This is a genomic window from Cyanobacteria bacterium GSL.Bin1 (assembly GCA_009909085.1).
In the GTDB taxonomy this organism is placed as follows: domain Bacteria; phylum Cyanobacteriota; class Cyanobacteriia; order Cyanobacteriales; family Rubidibacteraceae; genus Halothece.
On the sequence record JAAANX010000109.1, the window covers coordinates 1 to 18,904 of the forward strand.

Annotated in this window: 14 protein-coding genes and 1 tRNA gene; 5 read left to right on the forward strand and 10 right to left on the reverse strand. The window is 43.9% G+C overall.

Going from position 1 to position 18,904, the window contains the following annotated elements:
• Nucleotides 1-691 precede the first annotated feature (691 nt).
• Nucleotides 692-765: transfer RNA gene (locus GVY04_14710), tRNA-Met, on the forward strand.
• Between the two features lie 236 nt (nt 766-1,001).
• Here GVY04_14710 and GVY04_14715 read toward each other — a convergent pair.
• From GVY04_14715 to cobN, 8 genes are all read right to left on the reverse strand, one after another.
• Nucleotides 1,002-3,095, reverse strand: coding sequence for a universal stress protein (locus tag GVY04_14715; GenBank protein NBD17336.1), 2,094 nt, complete (start codon nt 3,093-3,095; stop codon nt 1,002-1,004).
• Nucleotides 3,096-3,374: 279 nt separating this feature from the next.
• On the reverse strand, nt 3,375-4,265 hold the full coding sequence (locus GVY04_14720; GenBank protein ID NBD17337.1) for a glutamate racemase: 891 nt from the start codon (nt 4,263-4,265) through the stop codon (nt 3,375-3,377).
• A gap of 30 nt (nt 4,266-4,295) precedes the next feature.
• Nucleotides 4,296-6,167 carry an AMIN domain-containing protein gene (locus GVY04_14725; protein ID NBD17338.1) on the reverse strand — a complete coding sequence of 624 codons (1,872 nt, stop codon included), beginning with the start codon at nt 6,165-6,167 and terminating at the stop codon, nt 4,296-4,298.
• Between the two features lie 112 nt (nt 6,168-6,279).
• Entirely contained in the window at nt 6,280-7,686 is a 1,407-nt protein-coding gene (locus GVY04_14730) for a cation:proton antiporter (GenBank protein ID NBD17339.1), read from the reverse strand.
• A gap of 80 nt (nt 7,687-7,766) precedes the next feature.
• Nucleotides 7,767-8,711 carry an NAD-dependent epimerase/dehydratase family protein gene (locus GVY04_14735; protein NBD17340.1) on the reverse strand — a complete coding sequence of 315 codons (945 nt, stop codon included), beginning with the start codon at nt 8,709-8,711 and terminating at the stop codon, nt 7,767-7,769.
• 37 nt (nt 8,712-8,748) lie between these two features.
• Nucleotides 8,749-9,828 carry a GDP-mannose 4,6-dehydratase gene (gene gmd, locus GVY04_14740; protein NBD17341.1) on the reverse strand — a complete coding sequence of 360 codons (1,080 nt, stop codon included), beginning with the start codon at nt 9,826-9,828 and terminating at the stop codon, nt 8,749-8,751.
• Between the two features lie 284 nt (nt 9,829-10,112).
• On the reverse strand, nt 10,113-10,844 hold the full coding sequence (locus GVY04_14745; GenBank protein ID NBD17342.1) for a sugar transferase: 732 nt from the start codon (nt 10,842-10,844) through the stop codon (nt 10,113-10,115).
• Nucleotides 10,845-11,077: 233 nt separating this feature from the next.
• On the reverse strand, nt 11,078-14,800 hold the full coding sequence (gene cobN / locus GVY04_14750) for a cobaltochelatase subunit CobN (protein ID NBD17343.1): 3,723 nt from the start codon (nt 14,798-14,800) through the stop codon (nt 11,078-11,080).
• Nucleotides 14,801-15,034: 234 nt separating this feature from the next.
• On the opposite strand from cobN, the gene GVY04_14755 reads away from it, so the two are divergent.
• Nucleotides 15,035-15,319, forward strand: a complete 285-nt coding sequence (locus GVY04_14755; GenBank protein NBD17344.1) for a hypothetical protein — start codon at nt 15,035-15,037, stop codon at nt 15,317-15,319.
• A gap of 7 nt (nt 15,320-15,326) precedes the next feature.
• Here GVY04_14755 and GVY04_14760 read toward each other — a convergent pair whose 3' ends face one another.
• Nucleotides 15,327-16,223: a tetratricopeptide repeat protein gene (locus tag GVY04_14760; GenBank protein NBD17345.1), complete on the reverse strand. Its 897-nt coding sequence runs from the start codon at nt 16,221-16,223 to the stop codon at nt 15,327-15,329.
• Nucleotides 16,224-16,618: 395 nt separating this feature from the next.
• On the opposite strand from GVY04_14760, the gene GVY04_14765 reads away from it, so the two are divergent.
• The 3 genes from GVY04_14765 to GVY04_14775 all read left to right on the forward strand — a co-directional run bounded on the left by GVY04_14765 (nt 16,619) and on the right by GVY04_14775 (nt 18,149).
• Entirely contained in the window at nt 16,619-17,095 is a 477-nt protein-coding gene (locus GVY04_14765) for a hypothetical protein (protein NBD17346.1), read from the forward strand.
• Nucleotides 17,096-17,554: 459 nt separating this feature from the next.
• Complete coding sequence (locus GVY04_14770; GenBank protein ID NBD17347.1) at nt 17,555-17,866, forward strand: prevent-host-death protein; 312 nt, start codon at nt 17,555-17,557, stop codon at nt 17,864-17,866.
• Nucleotides 17,832-18,149 carry a Txe/YoeB family addiction module toxin gene (locus tag GVY04_14775; protein NBD17348.1) on the forward strand — a complete coding sequence of 106 codons (318 nt, stop codon included), beginning with the start codon at nt 17,832-17,834 and terminating at the stop codon, nt 18,147-18,149. The genes GVY04_14770 and GVY04_14775 overlap by 35 nt, the downstream gene beginning before the upstream one ends.
• Before the next feature lie 451 nt (nt 18,150-18,600).
• Here the strand turns inward: GVY04_14775 and GVY04_14780 are convergent.
• The coding region (locus tag GVY04_14780; GenBank protein ID NBD17349.1) for a hypothetical protein at nt 18,601-18,904 on the reverse strand (304 nt) is incomplete at its 5' end.

The following is an 18,904-nucleotide window of genomic DNA, read 5'->3' on the forward strand; positions in this document are numbered from 1 at the left end:
GTTTCTTGAAAGAGAGATTTTCGAGAGTCGGTTAATTCGATGGAGTCTGTGTTCATTAACCTTCCGTCGATACATGACTTCTCTTTCATTGTAAAAGGACGATTTATTTATTGCAGCACTCTTATTGCTTCACCAATGTCATTCCCATAATCATCTAGAACCATGCTTCTGTTCGGGTACAAAGACACGCCTTGAGGGCTCGGTTTTAACTGTCAGGCAACAAAAGTCAATATACAGCTATTTGCTCTTGAAAATTCATCAAGTTTCTTTGATTCATTACGAGCTATCGAGATTGTGCTCGTGGAACGCTTCTGTCACTTTCCGTAAACCAGACGCTGTAAGGCTTATGAACACTGGATTCTTCAATTTGGTTAATAGAAAATATAGCAATCAGGAGTCAGATGTGAGAAACTAATTCCCTCGTCCCTGTACTCGTCGCCTCGAATGTGGCTTCTTCTCATGAATCATTCCTGACTGCTATATTTTATACTAATAATCACAAGTGCGATGCTGATGCTCCCTGCAAGGGTAACGGGAAAAGGAGAAAGGAAGGGCTTGATAAGTCCATTAATACCCATCAAAATTAGCTTGACAGACCACTAATGCTATACTCTAAAGATTATTTCAGAGAAAAACTAGATATCGAGGTTGCAACTCTTTCAACTCTATGTCTATAATTAGAAAGGCACGACGCGGGATAGAGCAGTCTGGTAGCTCGTCGGGCTCATAACCCGAAGGTCGGTGGTTCAAATCCGCCTCCCGCTATATATAAGGTTAACTCTTCAGCTCCGAGTAGTTGAAGAGTTAATTTTTGTCCTTTTAGCTGATTTTAAATCTTTGGTCCCTTTTCCTGTGGCTCATTGGCACTACCTTTCCTTTCAACGGAACTTCGGATCAGTTTTCCCCTTGAGATGAAGAAGCTCAAGTCTAGGTCGCAGAGAGTGAAAGTGTTCCAGGCTTAGCAACAGAAACTGAAATTTGAGAAGCATTAACCACAAAAATCAAGAATGGGGTTCACCGAATAAGATTAACGAACAAGTAAGAGAGTTGATGACCTCAGTTGTGATATCACTAACAGCTAACCCGCCAGCCGTGCGACGACGCAGTGATCGCAGCACGACCAAATCAAATGATCGCGCTGCGCGGACAATTACTTCTGCTGTCCGTTCATGAGCAATGGTTTTAATCCGATAGCGAATTTTAGCGCCCCTCTGCTGTAAAACTTGTTCAATTTCTTGTTCAAAGGCTTGGATTTGTTCTTTACTTGTTCTTGGGTCACAGACATGAAGGTACGTTACTGAAGAACGATGGGTATCGGCAAATAATTGTGAAAAACGAATGGCGCGGACAGCAGCCACAGTCAAATTCTTTACCGGGACAAGAATGCGGTGCAGATGAATTGGTTCATCGAGTAAGCGCGTGACCGCCACTGGACAATGGGACGACCAAATGACATTATTGATTAAACTGCCAAATAAGCGCGATCGCAGCGCGATCGTTGTTTCACTCCAACCCATAACAATTAAACTTGCTTTTTGTTCTCTTGCCGTGCGGGTAATGCCTTCTGCAATATCATCATCAATCCGCAATAACGGATTGGCTCTGACATCAAATTCTTCGCTGTAATGCTGCCCTTTCGCTAAGAGTTTTTCTTGCTGTTGAATAGAAACGGAAAGTTGGGGCTCATCCATATGGACATGAGCTTGTACTACCGTTAAAGGCACCACTATTCCCAACTCGTGACGCGCTAACAGCGCTCCCATTTCAATCAAATAGCGTTCCGTCATCGGATTATAAACCGGAACCACAACGGTAAACAGATTTTCTTGCGCTTTCAGCAAAGCTGGATTCTGGGTTTCTTGTTGTAATTCTTTCTCTACCTGTTCCCACCAAACCCAATCTTCTCCCGTATCAAGTCCAGTTTTAGCTAAAGGCAATTTCCGTCCAAAGCGTTCGGTTAATAAGGGTCCCAATAGAGAAGTCACCAGCATTAAAACAATTACCGTATTAAACACTTCTTGGGGAATTAACCCCGCTTGCACTCCTGCTAAAGCTGCTGCTAAGGTTGCCGCTACTTGCGGTAGAGACAGCGACCACATGGTCAAGGTTTCATCCCAAGAATAGCGATACAGCACTTTTGCCACCAAAGTGGCTAAGAACTTTGAAACAAATAAGCCGGCAATCATCGCTAAGGGGAAGGCAAAATTAAAACGAATCGTCTCGATAAAAACTGGAATATCCAGTAACAAGCCCATGCTGACAAAAAAGAAAGGAATAAACAGGGTACTGCCCACAAACTCCACTTTTTCTTCAACTGGACTATGTCCAACTACATCATTAACGGCTAAACCGACTAAAAATGCGCCAACAATTTTGTCCACATTGATGATTTGGGCACCGACTGAGGCTAAAAAGACAACAAGTAACACAAACAAAAACTGATTACTTTCCTCATCTCCGGTGCGTTGAAAGTATTTCTTACCCGCCCAATCAATTCCAAATAAAACTAAAACAGTATAGACCGCAAGTGCCAACAACTGCATTGTCAAACTAAATGCCGAAAAGTCTCCGGCATGGATGGCAATACAAATTGCTAAGACCAGTAGCGCGGCGATATCCGTAAAAATTGTTGCTCCAATCGTCACAATTACCGATTCATTACTACTGACCCCAAGACGATTCACAATCGGGAAACCTAAAAGCGTGTGTGAAGCAATCAGAGAGCCAATTAAAATCGATGCATTCCAGCCAAAATCAAATCCTTGCGCAATTCCCAATCCGATTAATAAAGGTAAGATAAAAGTTGCCAGACCAAAACTGAGAGCGCGATTTTTCTTTTTCCGAAACTCCTCTAAATCAATTTCTAAGCCAGCAACAAACATCAAATAGATTTTCCCGATATCCGACAGCAGTTTCATGGTTTCACTGTCTTTGTCGAGCAGTTGTAAGCCATCATTACCAAGAATGATGCCAGCCACGAGTAGCCCGACTAGCCCTGGTAAGCGCAACCGCTCAAAAATAGGAGGAATGATTAGGCTAACCAGCAGTAGAATGGTGAATTCAATCAGTGGACTATCGGGGAGAGAAGAAAACAAGGTTGTTCTGAGTTAATCCATAAAAAGATTAACCTTATCATAGTTCAAGTGTCTTTTTTCAGCCTCTACTTGGTTTTGATGAATGCCAACGGGTAAACTGGATGAAAGGGAATTGCCACAAGACGCAAGTGAAGTAATTTTTTCGCAATTCTCACAACTTTACAAGGATACCTGATTTTTTATACAAGTCGATCTCTGAACTTCTAGACTCTTCCTCAAAGCGCGTAATTACCCTTTCTCATTAATTAGGACGAATGAGCGTGCTGAGATAATAATTTTTTATTCTAAAGAAATAGACATTTCTCGTCGATAGGTGTGAACCAGGGTTGGCAATTGTATTTGCTCTACAAGAGGTGAACAACCCAACCAATGGCGAGCCCGTTCAGCAAATTGTTGGGGATTACCACTAACGCAAAAACGGGTTGGTGCTGGTGCATCAAGATTCTTTAACCCCATTAATTCTAGTTCTTGTTCTGTGGCGGTGACGACATGCTCAGCCGGGTCAATAAACTGAATGGTACTTGGTAAAATATCCCCTAAAACCGGTGCTAAGTAAGGATAGTGAGTACACCCATACACGAGAGTATCAATTTGTTTTTCCTGTAGAGAAGCTAAATAGGTTTGAGCGACTTCTCGAACATAGGGGTCATTGAGACGGTTTTGCTCAATTAAAGGGACAAATTCAGGACAACTCACTTGCCAAACTTGAGCACGATGATCGACTTCCAGAATGGCTTGTCTATAGGCGTTACTCGTCGCGGTGGCTGGTGTTGCAATCACACCAATGCGTTTGCCTACTGCCACAGCCGCTCGTGCTCCGGGTAAAATAACGCCCAGAATCGGAAGATTAAACTCTGAGCGCACTGTTTCTAAGGCGAGGGCAGAAGAGGTGTTACAAGCCATGATGACCATTTTTACCCCTTGAGCAGTCATCCAATGCAAAATTTCCCGGCAGAACTGCACAATTTCATCATGAGAGCGGCTGCCATAGGGAAGACGAGCGGTATCAGCAAAATAAAGGAGTGATTCTTGTGGAAGTTGTCGATAGAGTTCCCGTAAAACCGTTAATCCTCCTAAGCCACTATCAAAGACGCCTATGGGATGTTGAGGAACGATTTGTTGTTGGGAGAGTTGATGAGTGAACAAATTAATCCCCTGTAACAGATTCATGGATGGTTTTGCGATGGCTAGTGAGAGAGATTATTGAGTTTGTTGAACATATTGTAAAATCCCGTCTGCAATCGCCTCTGCCATCCGTTTCCGGAAGTTGGGATCCGCTAAGCGCGGCGCATCTTCGCGTCCGGTAACAAATCCGACTTCGACTAACACGGCGGGCATGGCAGAATTACGTAAGACATAGAAATTGGCTTTTTTCACACCGCGATCGCGCGTATTCATGTTACTGATGATGCTGCGTTGAATCGCTTGGGCAAGAGCCCGACCACTGGCATAGTAGAAGGTCTCTGTGCCATTGACATCAGGACGGCTCATACTAATGGCATTAGCATGAATGCTGATAAAGAAATCGGCATCCTCACGGTTTGCCATTGCTGTGCGTCCCCCTAAGCTAACAAAGCGATCATCCCATCGCGTCATTTTTACGCTTAACCCGTTACTTTCTAAGGTTTTACGAACATGATGCGAAATGGGGAGAACAACATCTTTTTCCCGTAGACCGCCAATCCCGACCGCACCGGGATCTTTACCCCCATGTCCTGGGTCTAGAACGACGAGCAAATCCTCTTGATTGTTTCCACGGGAAACAGATGGAGGGGGAGTCGGTTGAGTTGAAGGGGATGGCGATTGAGGCACTCGGATAGTTTGCTGTCGTTGGTTCCAATTGTTGAGGCTAGGTAAATTCCGGCGGGTGGGTTGTCGTAATTGTCGCAGCGCGATCGCAAGGGTATTTGCACTGGGTTGATTCAAATCGTCGGAAATTTGAACGCCTGGGGACGATTGCACTTGTACAACCACTGTTTCTTCATCTTTTTGTCGCACTCGAATTTGGGAAATTGGACTATTGCGTGTCAACTCTGGACCGCGTACGGGATCCGCTAATTCGGCATTAGGGATCGTAATTTCATAGATGCCGCTGACCCGATTCCAACTTCCGCTGCCCGTGATCGGTTGATTCGCTCGCACTAACAACTGATTATTCCTTAAATCAACCGCTTGAATCGTTGTTGTTTGGGCGGGTTGCTCTTGATTGGTGACCGAGGCTGGGACGGGCGGAGTGGAAACTTGATTGCGGACTGCCCGCATCCCTCCTTCCGGCAAGAAAACAATACCGCCTTGACCAAGGGTCGTCGGAAACGCCTGCCAATCTGGACTCGCTGCACTCAGATGAAGTGTTACTTCTGCCGCATCACTGCCACTCGATTTAAATTCAGCATGGCTGATCCCATATTCACCCACGGGCACCACCGGCGGCAAATCCGATGGCAAAGTGACCTCAGGTAAGCGAAATGAAATTTGTTTTTTATCCTGACTGCGCTCAACTTGAATATTTTTTCCGGGGGACCTCTCTAATCGCAGTAATAAGCCACTGCGCGTGACCTTAAAGTAAGGATTATCCTTAGCATTAGCATCGGCATTGCCCACGCCTAACAAGGGAGACGTTGAGGGTTGGTTCGGGGACTGATTCCCACCAGGAGCAGTTCTCACTTGGCTTCTCGCAACCCGCTTCGCTTCCGGTAACTCCACCGACCAACGCTGGGAACGTTGTTCTCGAATTTTGACTTTGTCTGGGTCCAACGTATAACCAGGGGCGAGTTCAACAACCAGGCGAGCGGTTTTTTGATCAAACTGACCCACTCGTACCTCTTGAACCGCTCCACCAACGGATTGATTAACTAAAGAATGACCGAGGACTGTATTTGGTAAATCAATTACAACCCGTGTCGGATTAAAAATTAATTGTGCTCGCGGTTGCACTCTCTTTTCGGTCTGAAAGAGCAGACGATTGTCATCTTCGTTAAACCGCCAAAACGTGAGCTCTCCTGCATAGGCGGGGGCTGCCGTTAGTGCAGTTGCCACTAAAGAACCGATTAATATTGAGGCTTGTTTCACCACTCCTACTCCTCACACGCGCGATCGCGCCTTAAATTAATGATTAGGCATCATAGAATAACCGTAGCAGTTAACAGATTAGTTTATCCTAATCAAGAGCCATTTTTCTGTAAACTCAGCTTCCTTCCTGTTTTGAAGTTTCTACTTCTGTTTCTGCCGCTTCTGGGAAGACGACCCGCAAGAAAGGAGGCGCCAAAAATGTTGTCAAAATGACCATGACAATAATAGCCGCTTCGGTAGAAGGAGAAAGTGCTCCGCTAGCTGAGCCAACACCAGCAAAGACTAAGCCCACTTCTCCACGGGGAATCATCCCTACACCAATCGCAAGTTTATTGATATCGGGGCGACCAAAGATGGTAAATCCAGCAATGACCTTCCCGATGATTGCCACGACAATTAGAAACGCTGCTAAGATTAGCCCCTCACGGTTGCTGGGAACAGTGGGGTTTAAAACGCCTAAATCAGTTTTTGCCCCAACACACACAAAAAATACCGGAACCAGGATATCCGCAACCGGGACGACTTGTTCTTCTAGTTCTTTGCGTTTTTCGGTTTCTGCCAATACCAATCCGGCTGCAAAAGCACCCAAAATTGCTTCTAGCTCAATCGCCGTCGCAATGTAAGCAAGAGCAAAGGCAAACACCAGTGCTGTTAGCAACAGCTCACCCCGAGTTTTCATTTCATTAACCATTCCCACCAGAAAGGGACTAATGAAACGTCCCAGAAGGATTGTTCCCACCAAGAACGCTCCGGCGCTGATAACTAAATAGATGATATTGCTGACTTCAATGTTTCCAGTTTTGATTAAACTGGCAACCACTGCTAAAACAATAATACCCAAAACATCATCAATTACAGCTGCCCCAATAATAATTTGTCCTTCCTTGGAATTTAACCGTCCTAATTCTGCGAGAACTTTTGCTGTAATGCCAATACTGGTTGCTGTTAAAGCGGCGCCAGCGAATACGGCCGGAATGGCCGGGACACCAAATCCGTAATATAAACCGGCTGTTCCGCCAACAAATGGGGCAATGACCCCTGTAACAGCAACGGCTGCTGCTTGGGGACCCACTTGTAAGAGTTCTTTCAGGTCCGATTCTAGGCCAATCTCAAATAGCAAAATCACCACTCCGAGTTCAGACAGGATGGTGATGACTTCTCCTTGGGCTTCAAAGACTGCTTCGGCTGCCCCAGGCTGGAGATCGGTCGTTTGTTGCAAAAACGCCATAATGAGAGAATCTTCAGCGGTTGCTCCGGTTTCAGGAAATACGAGTAACCCTAATACAGAAATACCAATCACTACGCCACCTACCAATTCTCCCAAGACAGGAGGTAAGTTAATGCGAGAGCAGAGTTCGCCGCCGATTTTACTGGCAATATAAATTGTCACTAAGCTGAGCAAGACGCTCGCTAAAATTAAGCTGCCATCCGCTTGCGCGGGTTCTTCTTCCGCTGTTGCAAGTAGTGATAAAGGGATAAAATCTGTGATTACAGGACTAGACGTTATTTGAGCAAAAATCATTCTTTAATTGGTTTACAGAATTTCTTTATACTTAACCATACAACAAGACTGGAGCTGACGATATCAGTTTCATCAATGTTTTAGGGGGCATTTTTTCGATACCAGTCAATTGTATTTTTTAAGCCTTGTTTAAATTCCGTTTGTGCCGTGAAACCAAAACGTTCTTTTGCGCGTTGGGTATCTAAACAGCGACGGGGTTGACCATTGGGTTTATCGGTTTGCCAAATAATTTCTCCTTGAAAGTCCATGAGTTCGCAAATTAATTCCACTAAGTCTTTAATGGCAACTTCTTGATTGGTTCCTAAATTAACCGGGTCAGGATCATCATAATATTGAGTTGCCATAACAATGCCATGAGCAGCGTCGGTTGAGTAAAGGAACTCTCGGGTGGGACTGCCATCTCCCCAAACTGGCAGTGTTTTTTCTCCTTTTTGTTGAGCCTCATGAACTTTCCGAATCAGAGCCGGAATCACGTGAGAACTTTCCGGGTTAAAGTTGTCTTCCGGTCCATACAAGTTGACGGGGAGGAGATAGATCCCATTCCAGCCATATTGCTGGCGGTAGGCTTGGAGTTGCACGAGCAGGGCTTTTTTGGCAATTCCATAAGGGGCATTGGTTTCTTCAGGATACCCATGCCAAAGATCATCTTCATGAAAGGGAACGGGCGTAAATTTCGGGTAGGCGCAAATCGTTCCCACACAAACAAATTTCTCGACATTAGCTTGGTAAGCAGCATGAATGAGCTGTGCGCCCATCATTAAGTTGTCATAAAAGAGTTCTGCCGGTTTTTCTCGATTGAGACCAATTCCCCCCACATGAGCAGCAAGATGGATGATGATATCTTGGTCAGCCGCAACTTTTTGGCAATTTTGCCAGTCTCGCAGGTCTTGATCGCGCGATCGCGGTACGGTAATTTTTTCTCGTTGTGCCCCGGCTGCACACAGTTGGTCAATCACCTGGCGACCTAAAAAGCCAGCACCACCAGTGACAACAATCCGTTTATTGTTTAACTCGAGCATTTTGATCTTTATTCTCCCCAAACTAGCAGTGAAATTGAGTCGACTAATAGGACATTGAACCCATATTTTGGCGAATATAAGCCGTATCTTGAATCCGTTTATGGTTTTTCGTTTCTGGAAGCGGAAGACCTAAAGCGGTTAAATCAGCATCGACCATTAATAGGACTAATTCTTCAAAATTAACGGATGGCTCCCACCCTAGTTTTTCTTTGGTTTTTGCCGGATCGCCAATGAGCAACTCAACTTCGGCAGGGCGCAAATACCGTTGGTCAAAGCGTACATAATCCTCCCAGTTGAGATTGACATAGCCAAAAGCCAGTTCTAAGAATTCCCGCACAGAATGAGTTTCGCCGGTTGCCACTACATAATCATCCGGTTGGTCTTGCTGTAACATTAACCACATGGCTTTAACGTAGTCTTTTGCGTAACCCCAGTCCCGTTTGGCATCCAAATTTCCCATGTAGAGGTATTTTTGTTGTCCAGCTAAAATCCGCGCGATCGCGCGCGTAATTTTCCGTGTGACAAAGGTTTCACCGCGTCGAGGGGATTCATGGTTGAATAAAATACCATTACAGGCAAATAAATCATAAGATTCTCGATAATTGACGGTTTGCCAATGGGCATAAACCTTGGCGCAAGCATAAGGACTACGCGGATAAAAGGGCGTTGTTTCCTTCTGGGGAATTTCTTGAACCTTCCCAAACATTTCTGAAGAACCCGCTTGATAAAATCTCACTTGAATGCCGGTCCGATACTGATAGTCACGGATTGCTTCTAATAATCGCAAGGTTCCCATTGCTGCCGTATCTACCGTATATTCTGGAGAATCAAAACTCACTCGTACATGAGATTGCGCCCCGAGATTATAAATTTCCATCGGTTGCACTGCTTCTAAGAGGCGACGTAAGGTTGTACCATCAGTCAAATCCCCATAATGCAAGAATAACCGTGCGTTTTCTTGGTGTGGATCCACATAAATATGATCAATCCGGTCCGTATTAAACGTAGAAGTGCGACGGATAATGCCGTGCACTTCATAACCTTTCTCCAGTAACAGTTCACTTAAGTAAGAGCCATCTTGACCGGTAATTCCAGTAATCAAGGCAATTTTTTTTTCACTCATAGGTCTATGATTCACCCTTAACCAGTTGTTATATTAAAAATCTTTCCCCTTTTTTTCTAGAAATTCACTCATTCCACTCCTAAAAGTTGTGGGATTTCGTGTCCTTCCTTAGTAGTTATTGGTCATTCGTACCAAGGACAAAGGACTAATGACGAAGAACAAAGCGTGAGGATAAACTTCCCCAGCCGCTTTCTGTGACCCGGTACTCATTCACAAAAACTCCCTTAATTATAAAGGAGTTATACATGATTTTTGTCACTTTTGTAGCCAATCAAGATCTAGATTTAATAACCACCGTTATCTTGAGGAAAGAGGATGACTCCAATTGTCTTAATAATGACCCAGAAATCTAGTAACCAGTTCCGAAAATTGACATAATACACATCCATATTGACGCGCCTTTCATAGGGAATGTCGTTGCGTCCTGAAACTTGCCATAATCCAGTAATTCCAGGGGGAATCGTCAAAATTTTATCAATATGACGACCATACTTATAAAGTTCTTCGGGAACTAAAGGACGAGGCCCAACGACACTCATATCCCCGGTCAGAACATTCCAAAATTGAGGAAGTTCATCCAGACTGGTATACCGTAAAAATTTTCCCACTGGGGTTACTCGCGGATCGTCTTTGAGTTTAAATGTCTCTTCGTATTCCTTTCGTAATTCTGGATACTCCAGCATTAAGCGGTCCATCATTACATCCGCGTTATTAACCATGGTTCTAAATTTAATGCAACGGAAGGCGCGATAATTTTTACCAATCCGCTCTTGAATATAAAACACCGGTCCGGGTGAACTCAGTTTAATCAAAATTGCCAATAGCAAATAAAGCGGAGAACAGAGCAATAATACCGCTGATGAAAACAAAATATCGAATAATCGTTTGAATATTTCTCCATCTTTAGCAGCGAGGGCAATTGTTTTGTATCTTTTCTTACCGAAAAATGGGTCAACGCTACGTTTAATTGCGCCTCGTAACACCTTAACGGAGATAAGTTGGCTTTGAGCAGTCATCTTATTCCTTTCACTTCACTTCACACCACACACCCCCCATCATAAAGCCACAAGCCGAAACAAGGGAACAAATTGATGGTAATTGAGACATACCCTATTGTTTCACAGTTCTTAACCTCCAGTTCAGGTGTTTCGATTCTATCTTGAGATCAGTCATTAGTCATTAGTCATTAGGGAACAGGGAATCGGCAATTGGTCGTTTCCTCTCCCTTGCTCAATACTGACACTGATTCTTAAATTTTCTCTTCCACAACCCCTTCCGCTTGGTGAACTAGATTTCGCAATTGGTCTAAGGTTTTGGGAGAAGCATTGTTCCACATTCCCCGTTGCTGGGCTTCTAATAACCGTTCTGCAATATCTCGCATTGCCCAAGGGTTCTTTTCCTCTAAGAATTGTTGCACCGTTTCATCAAGGAGATAAGCTTGGGCAACCCCTTCATACATATAATCCTCAACACATTGGGCAGTTGCATCATAGGCAAAGAGATAATCGACAGTCGCTGAAATTTCAAATGCCCCTTTATAACCGTGACGCATCACCCCTTCTAGCCATTTTGGGTTCACAACTCGCGACCGATAAACGCGGGTGATTTCTTCACTTAATTGTCTAACTTTTGGGTTTTCCATTACAGAATTGTCCCCAAAATAAGTCTGGGGATTTTTTCCAGTGACCGAACGGACTGCTGCCGTTAAACCGCCTTGGAATTGATAGTAGTCGTCGGAGTCGAGTAAATCATGTTCGCGGTTGTCTTGGTTATGGAGGACAACTTGTAAGGTTTCGAGGCGTTGTCTAAAGGCTTCTGGGGCTGCTTTACCGATGCCTTGTCGGGTATAAGCGTAACTACTCCAGTTAATGTAAGCCCGGGCTAAATCTTCATCGGTTTGCCAATTTTGCGCCTCAATTAAGCCTTGTAAGCCCGCCCCATAAGCACCGGGTTTCGAGCCAAAAATACGGTAGCGCGATCGCGCTTGTGCTTCTGCTAAAGATAGCCCTTGTTGTTGCCAGTAGGCGCTTTCTTTTTGCGCTTGCGCAGCTAAGGGATTTTCTTCAGCAGTTTCGTCTAAGTTGGCAATCGCTTCTGTCACTTGGTTAAATAAATCTAAGAGATTGGGGAAGCCATCTCGAAAAAAGCCAGAGATTCGCAGTGTGACATCCACACGGGGACGTTGTAAGACTGAGAGGGGTAAAACTTCAAAATCCACAACCCGCCGGGAAATGCCATCCCAAACCGGTCTCACGCCCATTAAGGCAAAGGCTTGCGCGATATCATCACCGCCGGTACGCATAGTAGAGGTTCCCCAAACTGAAATAGCCAGAGATTGGGGATATTCACCGTTATCTTGGGTATAACGCTCAATCAGGGCTTCTGCTGCTTTATACCCCACATCCCAAGCGGTTTCGGTCGGAATTCCTCGGATATCAACGGAATAGAAGTTACGTCCGGTGGGGAGGACATCCGGTCGTCCGCGAGTGGGTGCGCCGGCTGCGCCTGGGGGAATATAATTTCCATCCAATCCTTGTAATAAATGTTCGATTTCCTTGGGAGTTGCTTGCAGCCTGGGGAACAGAAAGGTTTTGATCCAAGTGAGTTCGTGTTCTAGAGGGGAAGGAAGGGAAGAAAAGGGTTGATTGTCTAGAATATGAGTTGCAATCAGTTCCGCTGCATACGCTTCTAACTCTGCGACTGCATCCCCAATAATGCGACAGGTGGACAAATTTTTCGGGAAAGCACTCTGGTGTTTATCCCAAGAGAAAGGTTGGGAATAGTCGCTGGTGAGAGGGTCAAAATCGAGATTATAGGCTTGCGCGATCGCGCGTGTAATTCCGATATGACTTTGTCCGGGAGAACGAGCAATCGACAAAATTAAATCTCGTAGTTGCCTCTCTTGCGGACATTGTCCAAAAATATGTAACCCATCTCGGATTTGCGCTTCTTTTAATTCACAGAGATAACCATCGGCGAGGGTTAAAAATTCACTGATCCGATCGCGATCAAATTCTGTCATCCCAAAGTCTTGGTGGAGATTTTCTTGAGTGACTAAATCAGCAATCTTATCGGCGATTAAAGGCAACCGCGTGGGATCAAGGGTTTGCGCTTCGTAATATTCATCAATTAACCCTTCCAACTCTTGCAATGATCCATAGAGTTCTGCGCGAGTTAAGGGCGGAGTTAAGTGGTCTAAAATAACCCCATGGGCGCGACGTTTGGCTTGCGACCCTTCTCCGGGATCATTGACAATAAAGGGATAAAAATGAGGAATGGTCCCCAGGGCAATTTCCGGATAACAAGTCTTGCTGAGGCTAATGCTTTTGCCCGGTAGCCATTCTAAATTGCCATGCTTTCCCACATGAATGATGGCTTGGGTTTGAAATTCCTGACGTAACCAATGATAGAAGGCTAAATATTCGGGAGTGGGTTCTAAATCGGGAGAATGATAGTTTAATGTCGGGTCGCGATCATAGCCGCGAGAGGGCTGGATACCGACAAAAATATTCCCCAACTGAATGCCAGGAATGGGAAAAGAAGCGACAGTTATTTCTCCCCAACGTTGGCGAATCGCTTGCTGTGTTTCTTGAGGGAGGGTTGCAAAATAATCTTGATACGTTGTTCGGGAAAGTTCTTGTCTAACTTGACGATAATATCGTCCTTCCGGGTCATTGGTTACCCCTTGTGTTAGCCATTGCATTAACTCATCCCCACTTTCCGGAAGGGAAGAAACAGTATAACCCGACGCTTTGAAGGCTTTTAAAATTTCGACACAACTGGCAGGGGTATCTAACCCCACCCCATTCGCAAGGCGACCATCTTTATTCGGGTAATTGGCAAGAATCAGCGCAACCTTTTTCTCGGCATTAGAGGTATTAGCAAGAGTCAGCCAGTTTTGAGCTAATTCTACAACAAACTGAGCGCGATCGCGCACCGGTTCATAAGCAACAACATTGGTTTCCAATTGTTCATTCCACTGCTGAGAAGACTTAAACGAAATCGCCCGTGTAATGACGCGTCCATCCACTTCCGGAAGCGCGACATTCATCGCCACATCCCGTGGGGTTAACCCTTGCATTCCAGTTTCCCATTGCTCTTTGGTTCCCCCACTTAAAATGACTTGTAAAACCGGAACATTTAATTTTTGCCAAAAACTGCTTTTTTGATCCTCCCCAAACTTGGCTAAAGAAAAACTGGTTGTATTTAGAACGAGTTCAATATTTTGACAATAGTCTAAAACCTCTGCTTGGACTTCTTCTTGACTCAAAGCAGAAACAAAAATGGGGAGTGGAAATAAATTGCGCTGACTTAATTCCTCACATAACAAATCAATGGGACTGGTATTGCCAGCTAAATAATGAGCGCGATAAAAGAGAATCGCAACTCTTGCTTGATTAGTTGGCTGGTTAGAAAGGAAAGAAGGAGAATAAACCCCGACGCGAGGAACCGGTTTGACAGCTGGCGGTTGGTAATTTCTACCCCATCCTAAATCAGCGACAAACTGTAAACCATGACGACAGTTTTCTACCCCTCCTTCAATAAAGTATTGCCATAATTGATTTACTGCAGAAAGGGATACCGTTGAGTGACTGATCAAGGTGGGATCAGCGCGATCGTCTCCGGGTAAAACAAAAAGGAGAGCACCATTTTCTTCTGCTGTTTCTTTGACGACTTCTAACCCATATGACCAATACGCTCGTCCCCCTAATAGCCGCAAAATAATTATTTTTGCTTGACTTAAAACCGTATCTGCATACGTATCAATACTTAACTCTTGTTGGAGGTTCAAAATATTTGTAACTCGTATCTCTGGAAAATCAGCAGAAAGCTGAGCAACTGCACTTGCTAACATTTGAATATCGGTATCAGCTGCAGTTAAAAAAATAATAGGTGCTGGTGTTTGCTCAATAAAAATGACCCCTTCGGTATTAGGAGCCCAACCGCCAGGAGTTACTGCAATACGGTGCATAAATGAATTTCACTCCTTAATTTCTGTAGCTAAAAATGATAGAATTACACTGCAAAGAATTGATGTTCGTGAAGTTACCCAGTAATTTCAAGATATAGCACAAAAAATATTCACTAAAAAGGGATCGCTTTTTTCTTAATTTTTTTAGTTATTTCTTTTGACTGATGACAGAAACCTTATAATTATACTTAAGTATTAGAAGAACAGTTTTGATTCATAGGGAGGAAAGAAATAATGTCAGCTCCTAATACTAAAGGTGAAATGGAACAAAAACTGGCGGAAATGGGATCAAAAATTGATGAATTAAAAGCTAAAGCATCCCAAGCCAGTGCAGAAAGAAAAGCCGAACTCAATGAGCAGATCAACCACCTTCAGGAGAAAAAAGAGTCGATGCAACAGCGACTCGATGAATTACAAGAAGCAAGTGGAGAGGCTTGGGATGACATTCAATCTGGTTTCCAATCAGCTTGGGATGATTTAAATCAAGCCTTTGAGAAAGCAAGAGATCAGTTTAAGTAAATTAGAGTTACTCCTCAGCGGTTTCTGGCTGAGACATTGTATTGTCTTCAGTTTGAGGTTGAGTTGTATTTTCTTGTTCTGCTTGCGCTTCCGTTGTATTTTCGTCCGTTAACAGCGGGGTCATTTGCTTGATTTGGTCTTTAAATTGAGCAGGTGCGAGGTTAAAGGCTTTTTCATAGAGAGGCTTCGCTGCTTCCTCGTTTCCTTGACGTTGTTGAACTAAGGCTTGTCCTAAAACCGGACGAAAATCGCCTGGATTAGTGTCAGCTACTTCTTTATAAAGCGTGAGCGCGCCGTCAAATTGTTCGGTGCGACCATACACTTGTGCTAACAGTAATTGAACGCCAGTGCGATCAATCTCTTGGTCATCACTTTCTGCCAACTCTAAGGTATCTTTTAACTCGCCAATTGCTGCCTCGGGGCGACCTTGCTGTAAAAACAAATCGACTAATCCTTGTAAAGCGCGAGTATCTCCCGGTTGGTTATCTAAAATTGAGCGGTAGGCATCAGCCGCTCCTTCTAAATCACCCACTTGTTGTTTTGCTTGGGCAAGAAGAATCCGATAAGCTTGTTGATCCGGATTTAAGTCAGCAAGCTTTTCAAGGGGGTTGAGTGCGCCTTCAATATCTCCTTGCTGGATCCGCACTTCAATTAATCCTTGTAATGCACTTTCATTTTCCGGTTCTCTTTCTAAAACAGCCTCATACCCTCTGGCTTTATCTGTCAGGTTTTCTTGTTGCTGTTGGGTTGTTGCTTGAGGAGAAGAGGGATTACTTGCTTCCTGTGGTGTTCCTCGGTTGTTGAGAAAAGGAAATACCGATACACCAATAAAAGCAACAACAATAATACTAATAACAACTAATATCCAAGTTTTTCTTTGCGGTTTATCAGGGGAAGAACTCATACGACTGATTTGATAGAGTTTTGATAGGTTGTTCATTAACCAACCTTAACACCCCCAGGATGAATCATGAGCTGAAGCATAATTCTGCGTTAAAGCACAAATCTTTATTGATACTAAGTAAGTGTACTGTTACTTGGTTAACTTCTTTTCCGTATCTAGTCAAAGTTGTCATTTTTGCTTTCAAGGGTAAGCTCACTCTTCAAGAATGAGTGATTTTTATCTAAAATAATTCTTAATCCGATAAAAGTAAATCAGAGACTCTTTCATCGTTCTTAAAGATGCGGCTAGATCATTCATGAGTTCTGTAACTAGATTTCCATGTCAGAAAAATAAGAAAACGTGATTTAATAGAACTGAACTGGAGAACACCCAGAAGTTTCAAGTGAGTGACCTTAATGACTGGACCGGATGATCGTAAAAATAAGACTAATGGAACCCTGTTAGATAAAATCCTAAGTTGGAATAGTTTAGAAGTCGTTTTGAGGATTACTCCAGTAATCTTCTTTTTAGTTGTAGTCGTAGTACTCGGGGTTAGGATAGGCTCCATTTCAGGGATTGAAATCCTCTGGGATTTAGCTGATCCAGGGGTGGCAAGAGGTTTGATCAGTTTACTCTTCTCAATTGCTACTGTTTGGGTCGTAATGCTCCTTGCTCTTACAGCCATCAGTGATAAAAGTAATGATGAAAAGTTCCGTCGCGGAAAAGATATTTTAACTGTCTTAGTTGGAATTTTTGGCACGATTATTGGCTATTATTTTGGCGCTGAGTCGCAACAGCAACAAAATCTACCACCAATTCGAGAAGAACTTCTTATCCCTGAAGACCGACAGCTTCCTAGTGGCACAGACTTCAATGACTCACAGCAAGAGTAAATGTCTCTGCAGACTCCTACAGTGTGGTTCCGTTTCGGTATCTATTGGAAAGGGCAACAAAGGGGACTTGCTCCCAGTTTTGGGAGGTTGGTGCCGTTTTAAAACTCGATGCAAAAACGTGATCGCCGACTGTGACCGTATACTCCTAGGTCCTATCGGGACTTAAACAATCGTGAGGCAAAAACAGCCTCAAACCTATACACAGTAGTTGTTTGACTTCGATTGGGCAATTTCCTGGATATACTTGGGTTTCAGCAATTTTTAGGCGTTTGGTGTAAATTTCTTGCTATGACTGGGTTTGAGTCTGTTTTTTAATTGTTTTTTGTCTAAGTCCCGTTAAGGGACTGATTCGGTTGCTCACGATCGCGCTGAGATGGCTGACTCTAAATGAGCGAACCGTGAGTTGTAATTTAATTAAAGATAGTTTACGATTGATGTGCGTCTTTATGCACATAAAATATGCTGGATTCTCAAATAATATCGCCGACTGAAGCGAGAAATGATTTGTTTAATTTGTTGAATACGATCATCGAAAATCATCAATTATACATCATCAATCGTAGGAATGGGGAAAACGTAGCGTTAATTCCTGAATCAGATTTAGTGAGCTTGATAGAAACAGTTTATCTTCTTCGTTCTCCGACGAATGCACGCCGTCTCAGTGAAGCAATAGAAGAATCAAAGGCGGGAAAAATTAAGCCTCAAAGTTTATTAGAACTGCAACAGGAGTTAGGGGTTGGGCAAAAAGAAGAAAAAGAAAGCGGAAACTGATAAAGTTCAACCAGTAGTAGTGAATCGCAGTCCGGGTTTTAGCTCTCGTTTTAAGGAAGATTTAGCCTGGTGGTTTCAACAAGATACTAAGACGGGAGAAAAAATACTCGATTTGGTAACGGCAGTAATGTCCAATCCTTTTAGCGGAATCGGCAAACCCGAACCCTTAAAATACATGGATGCCAATATCTGGTCGAGACGCATTAATTTAGAGCATCGATTAGTCTATCGAGTCGGACAGACTCAAATCGATTTTTTAGCTTGTCGATATCATTATGAATAAATAGCGAGCGCCTCACCGAATGTATCTGGAAAAACGCGATCGCCCTATCGAAAACATTGACCACATTATTTTCCGCAACAATCCCATCCACGCTACCCCATCCCAGAAGCTGATCGCGCTTAATCGGAAATCGCCGGCTCAAAAGCATTGATTGCATTATCTTAAACAACAATTCCATCATTAATTGGGCGACCGCCTTAATCAATTGAGTGCTTGCTCTTTTTCATAAGTCCTCTGGCTTTAATCCCGTTGATTTGGCAATTCTTTTGAGGGGTTTGAATTTTTTGGTAGTTTCTGCATTTAACTCCCGCCAAAGCAAGTGCCACAAAATTATGGATATGAATATCAAGATAATTGGTTAGCCTACCCGCGGTAGTTTGAGGTCGTAGGTCCCAGGAACCAATGGGGATAGGTTCACCTCCTGCTGCGATCGCTTTGAGGACAAACCCAGCTAGCATTGCTGGACTAATACACCTTTTGGGTTGGCATAAACTTTAAAGGCAATGCGCTGTTGATAGGGCTTTTGTTTGCGGGAATTAGGCTTAGGGGGCAATGTTCCTCGCAAGTGCAAACGGTTCCCATGTTGCTCAATACAGATCCCCACCTTGGCTTGTTTTAACCACTGGTTAGCTTCTTCAACAAAAGATCCGTGGGACTCCCCCACCTCGGAACAGGTGGGGGAGGAAAGCGGGTGAGTCGATACCGCTCGATGCGGTTGAGACTCACATTTTCTTAGGCTACACATAAGCCATTCG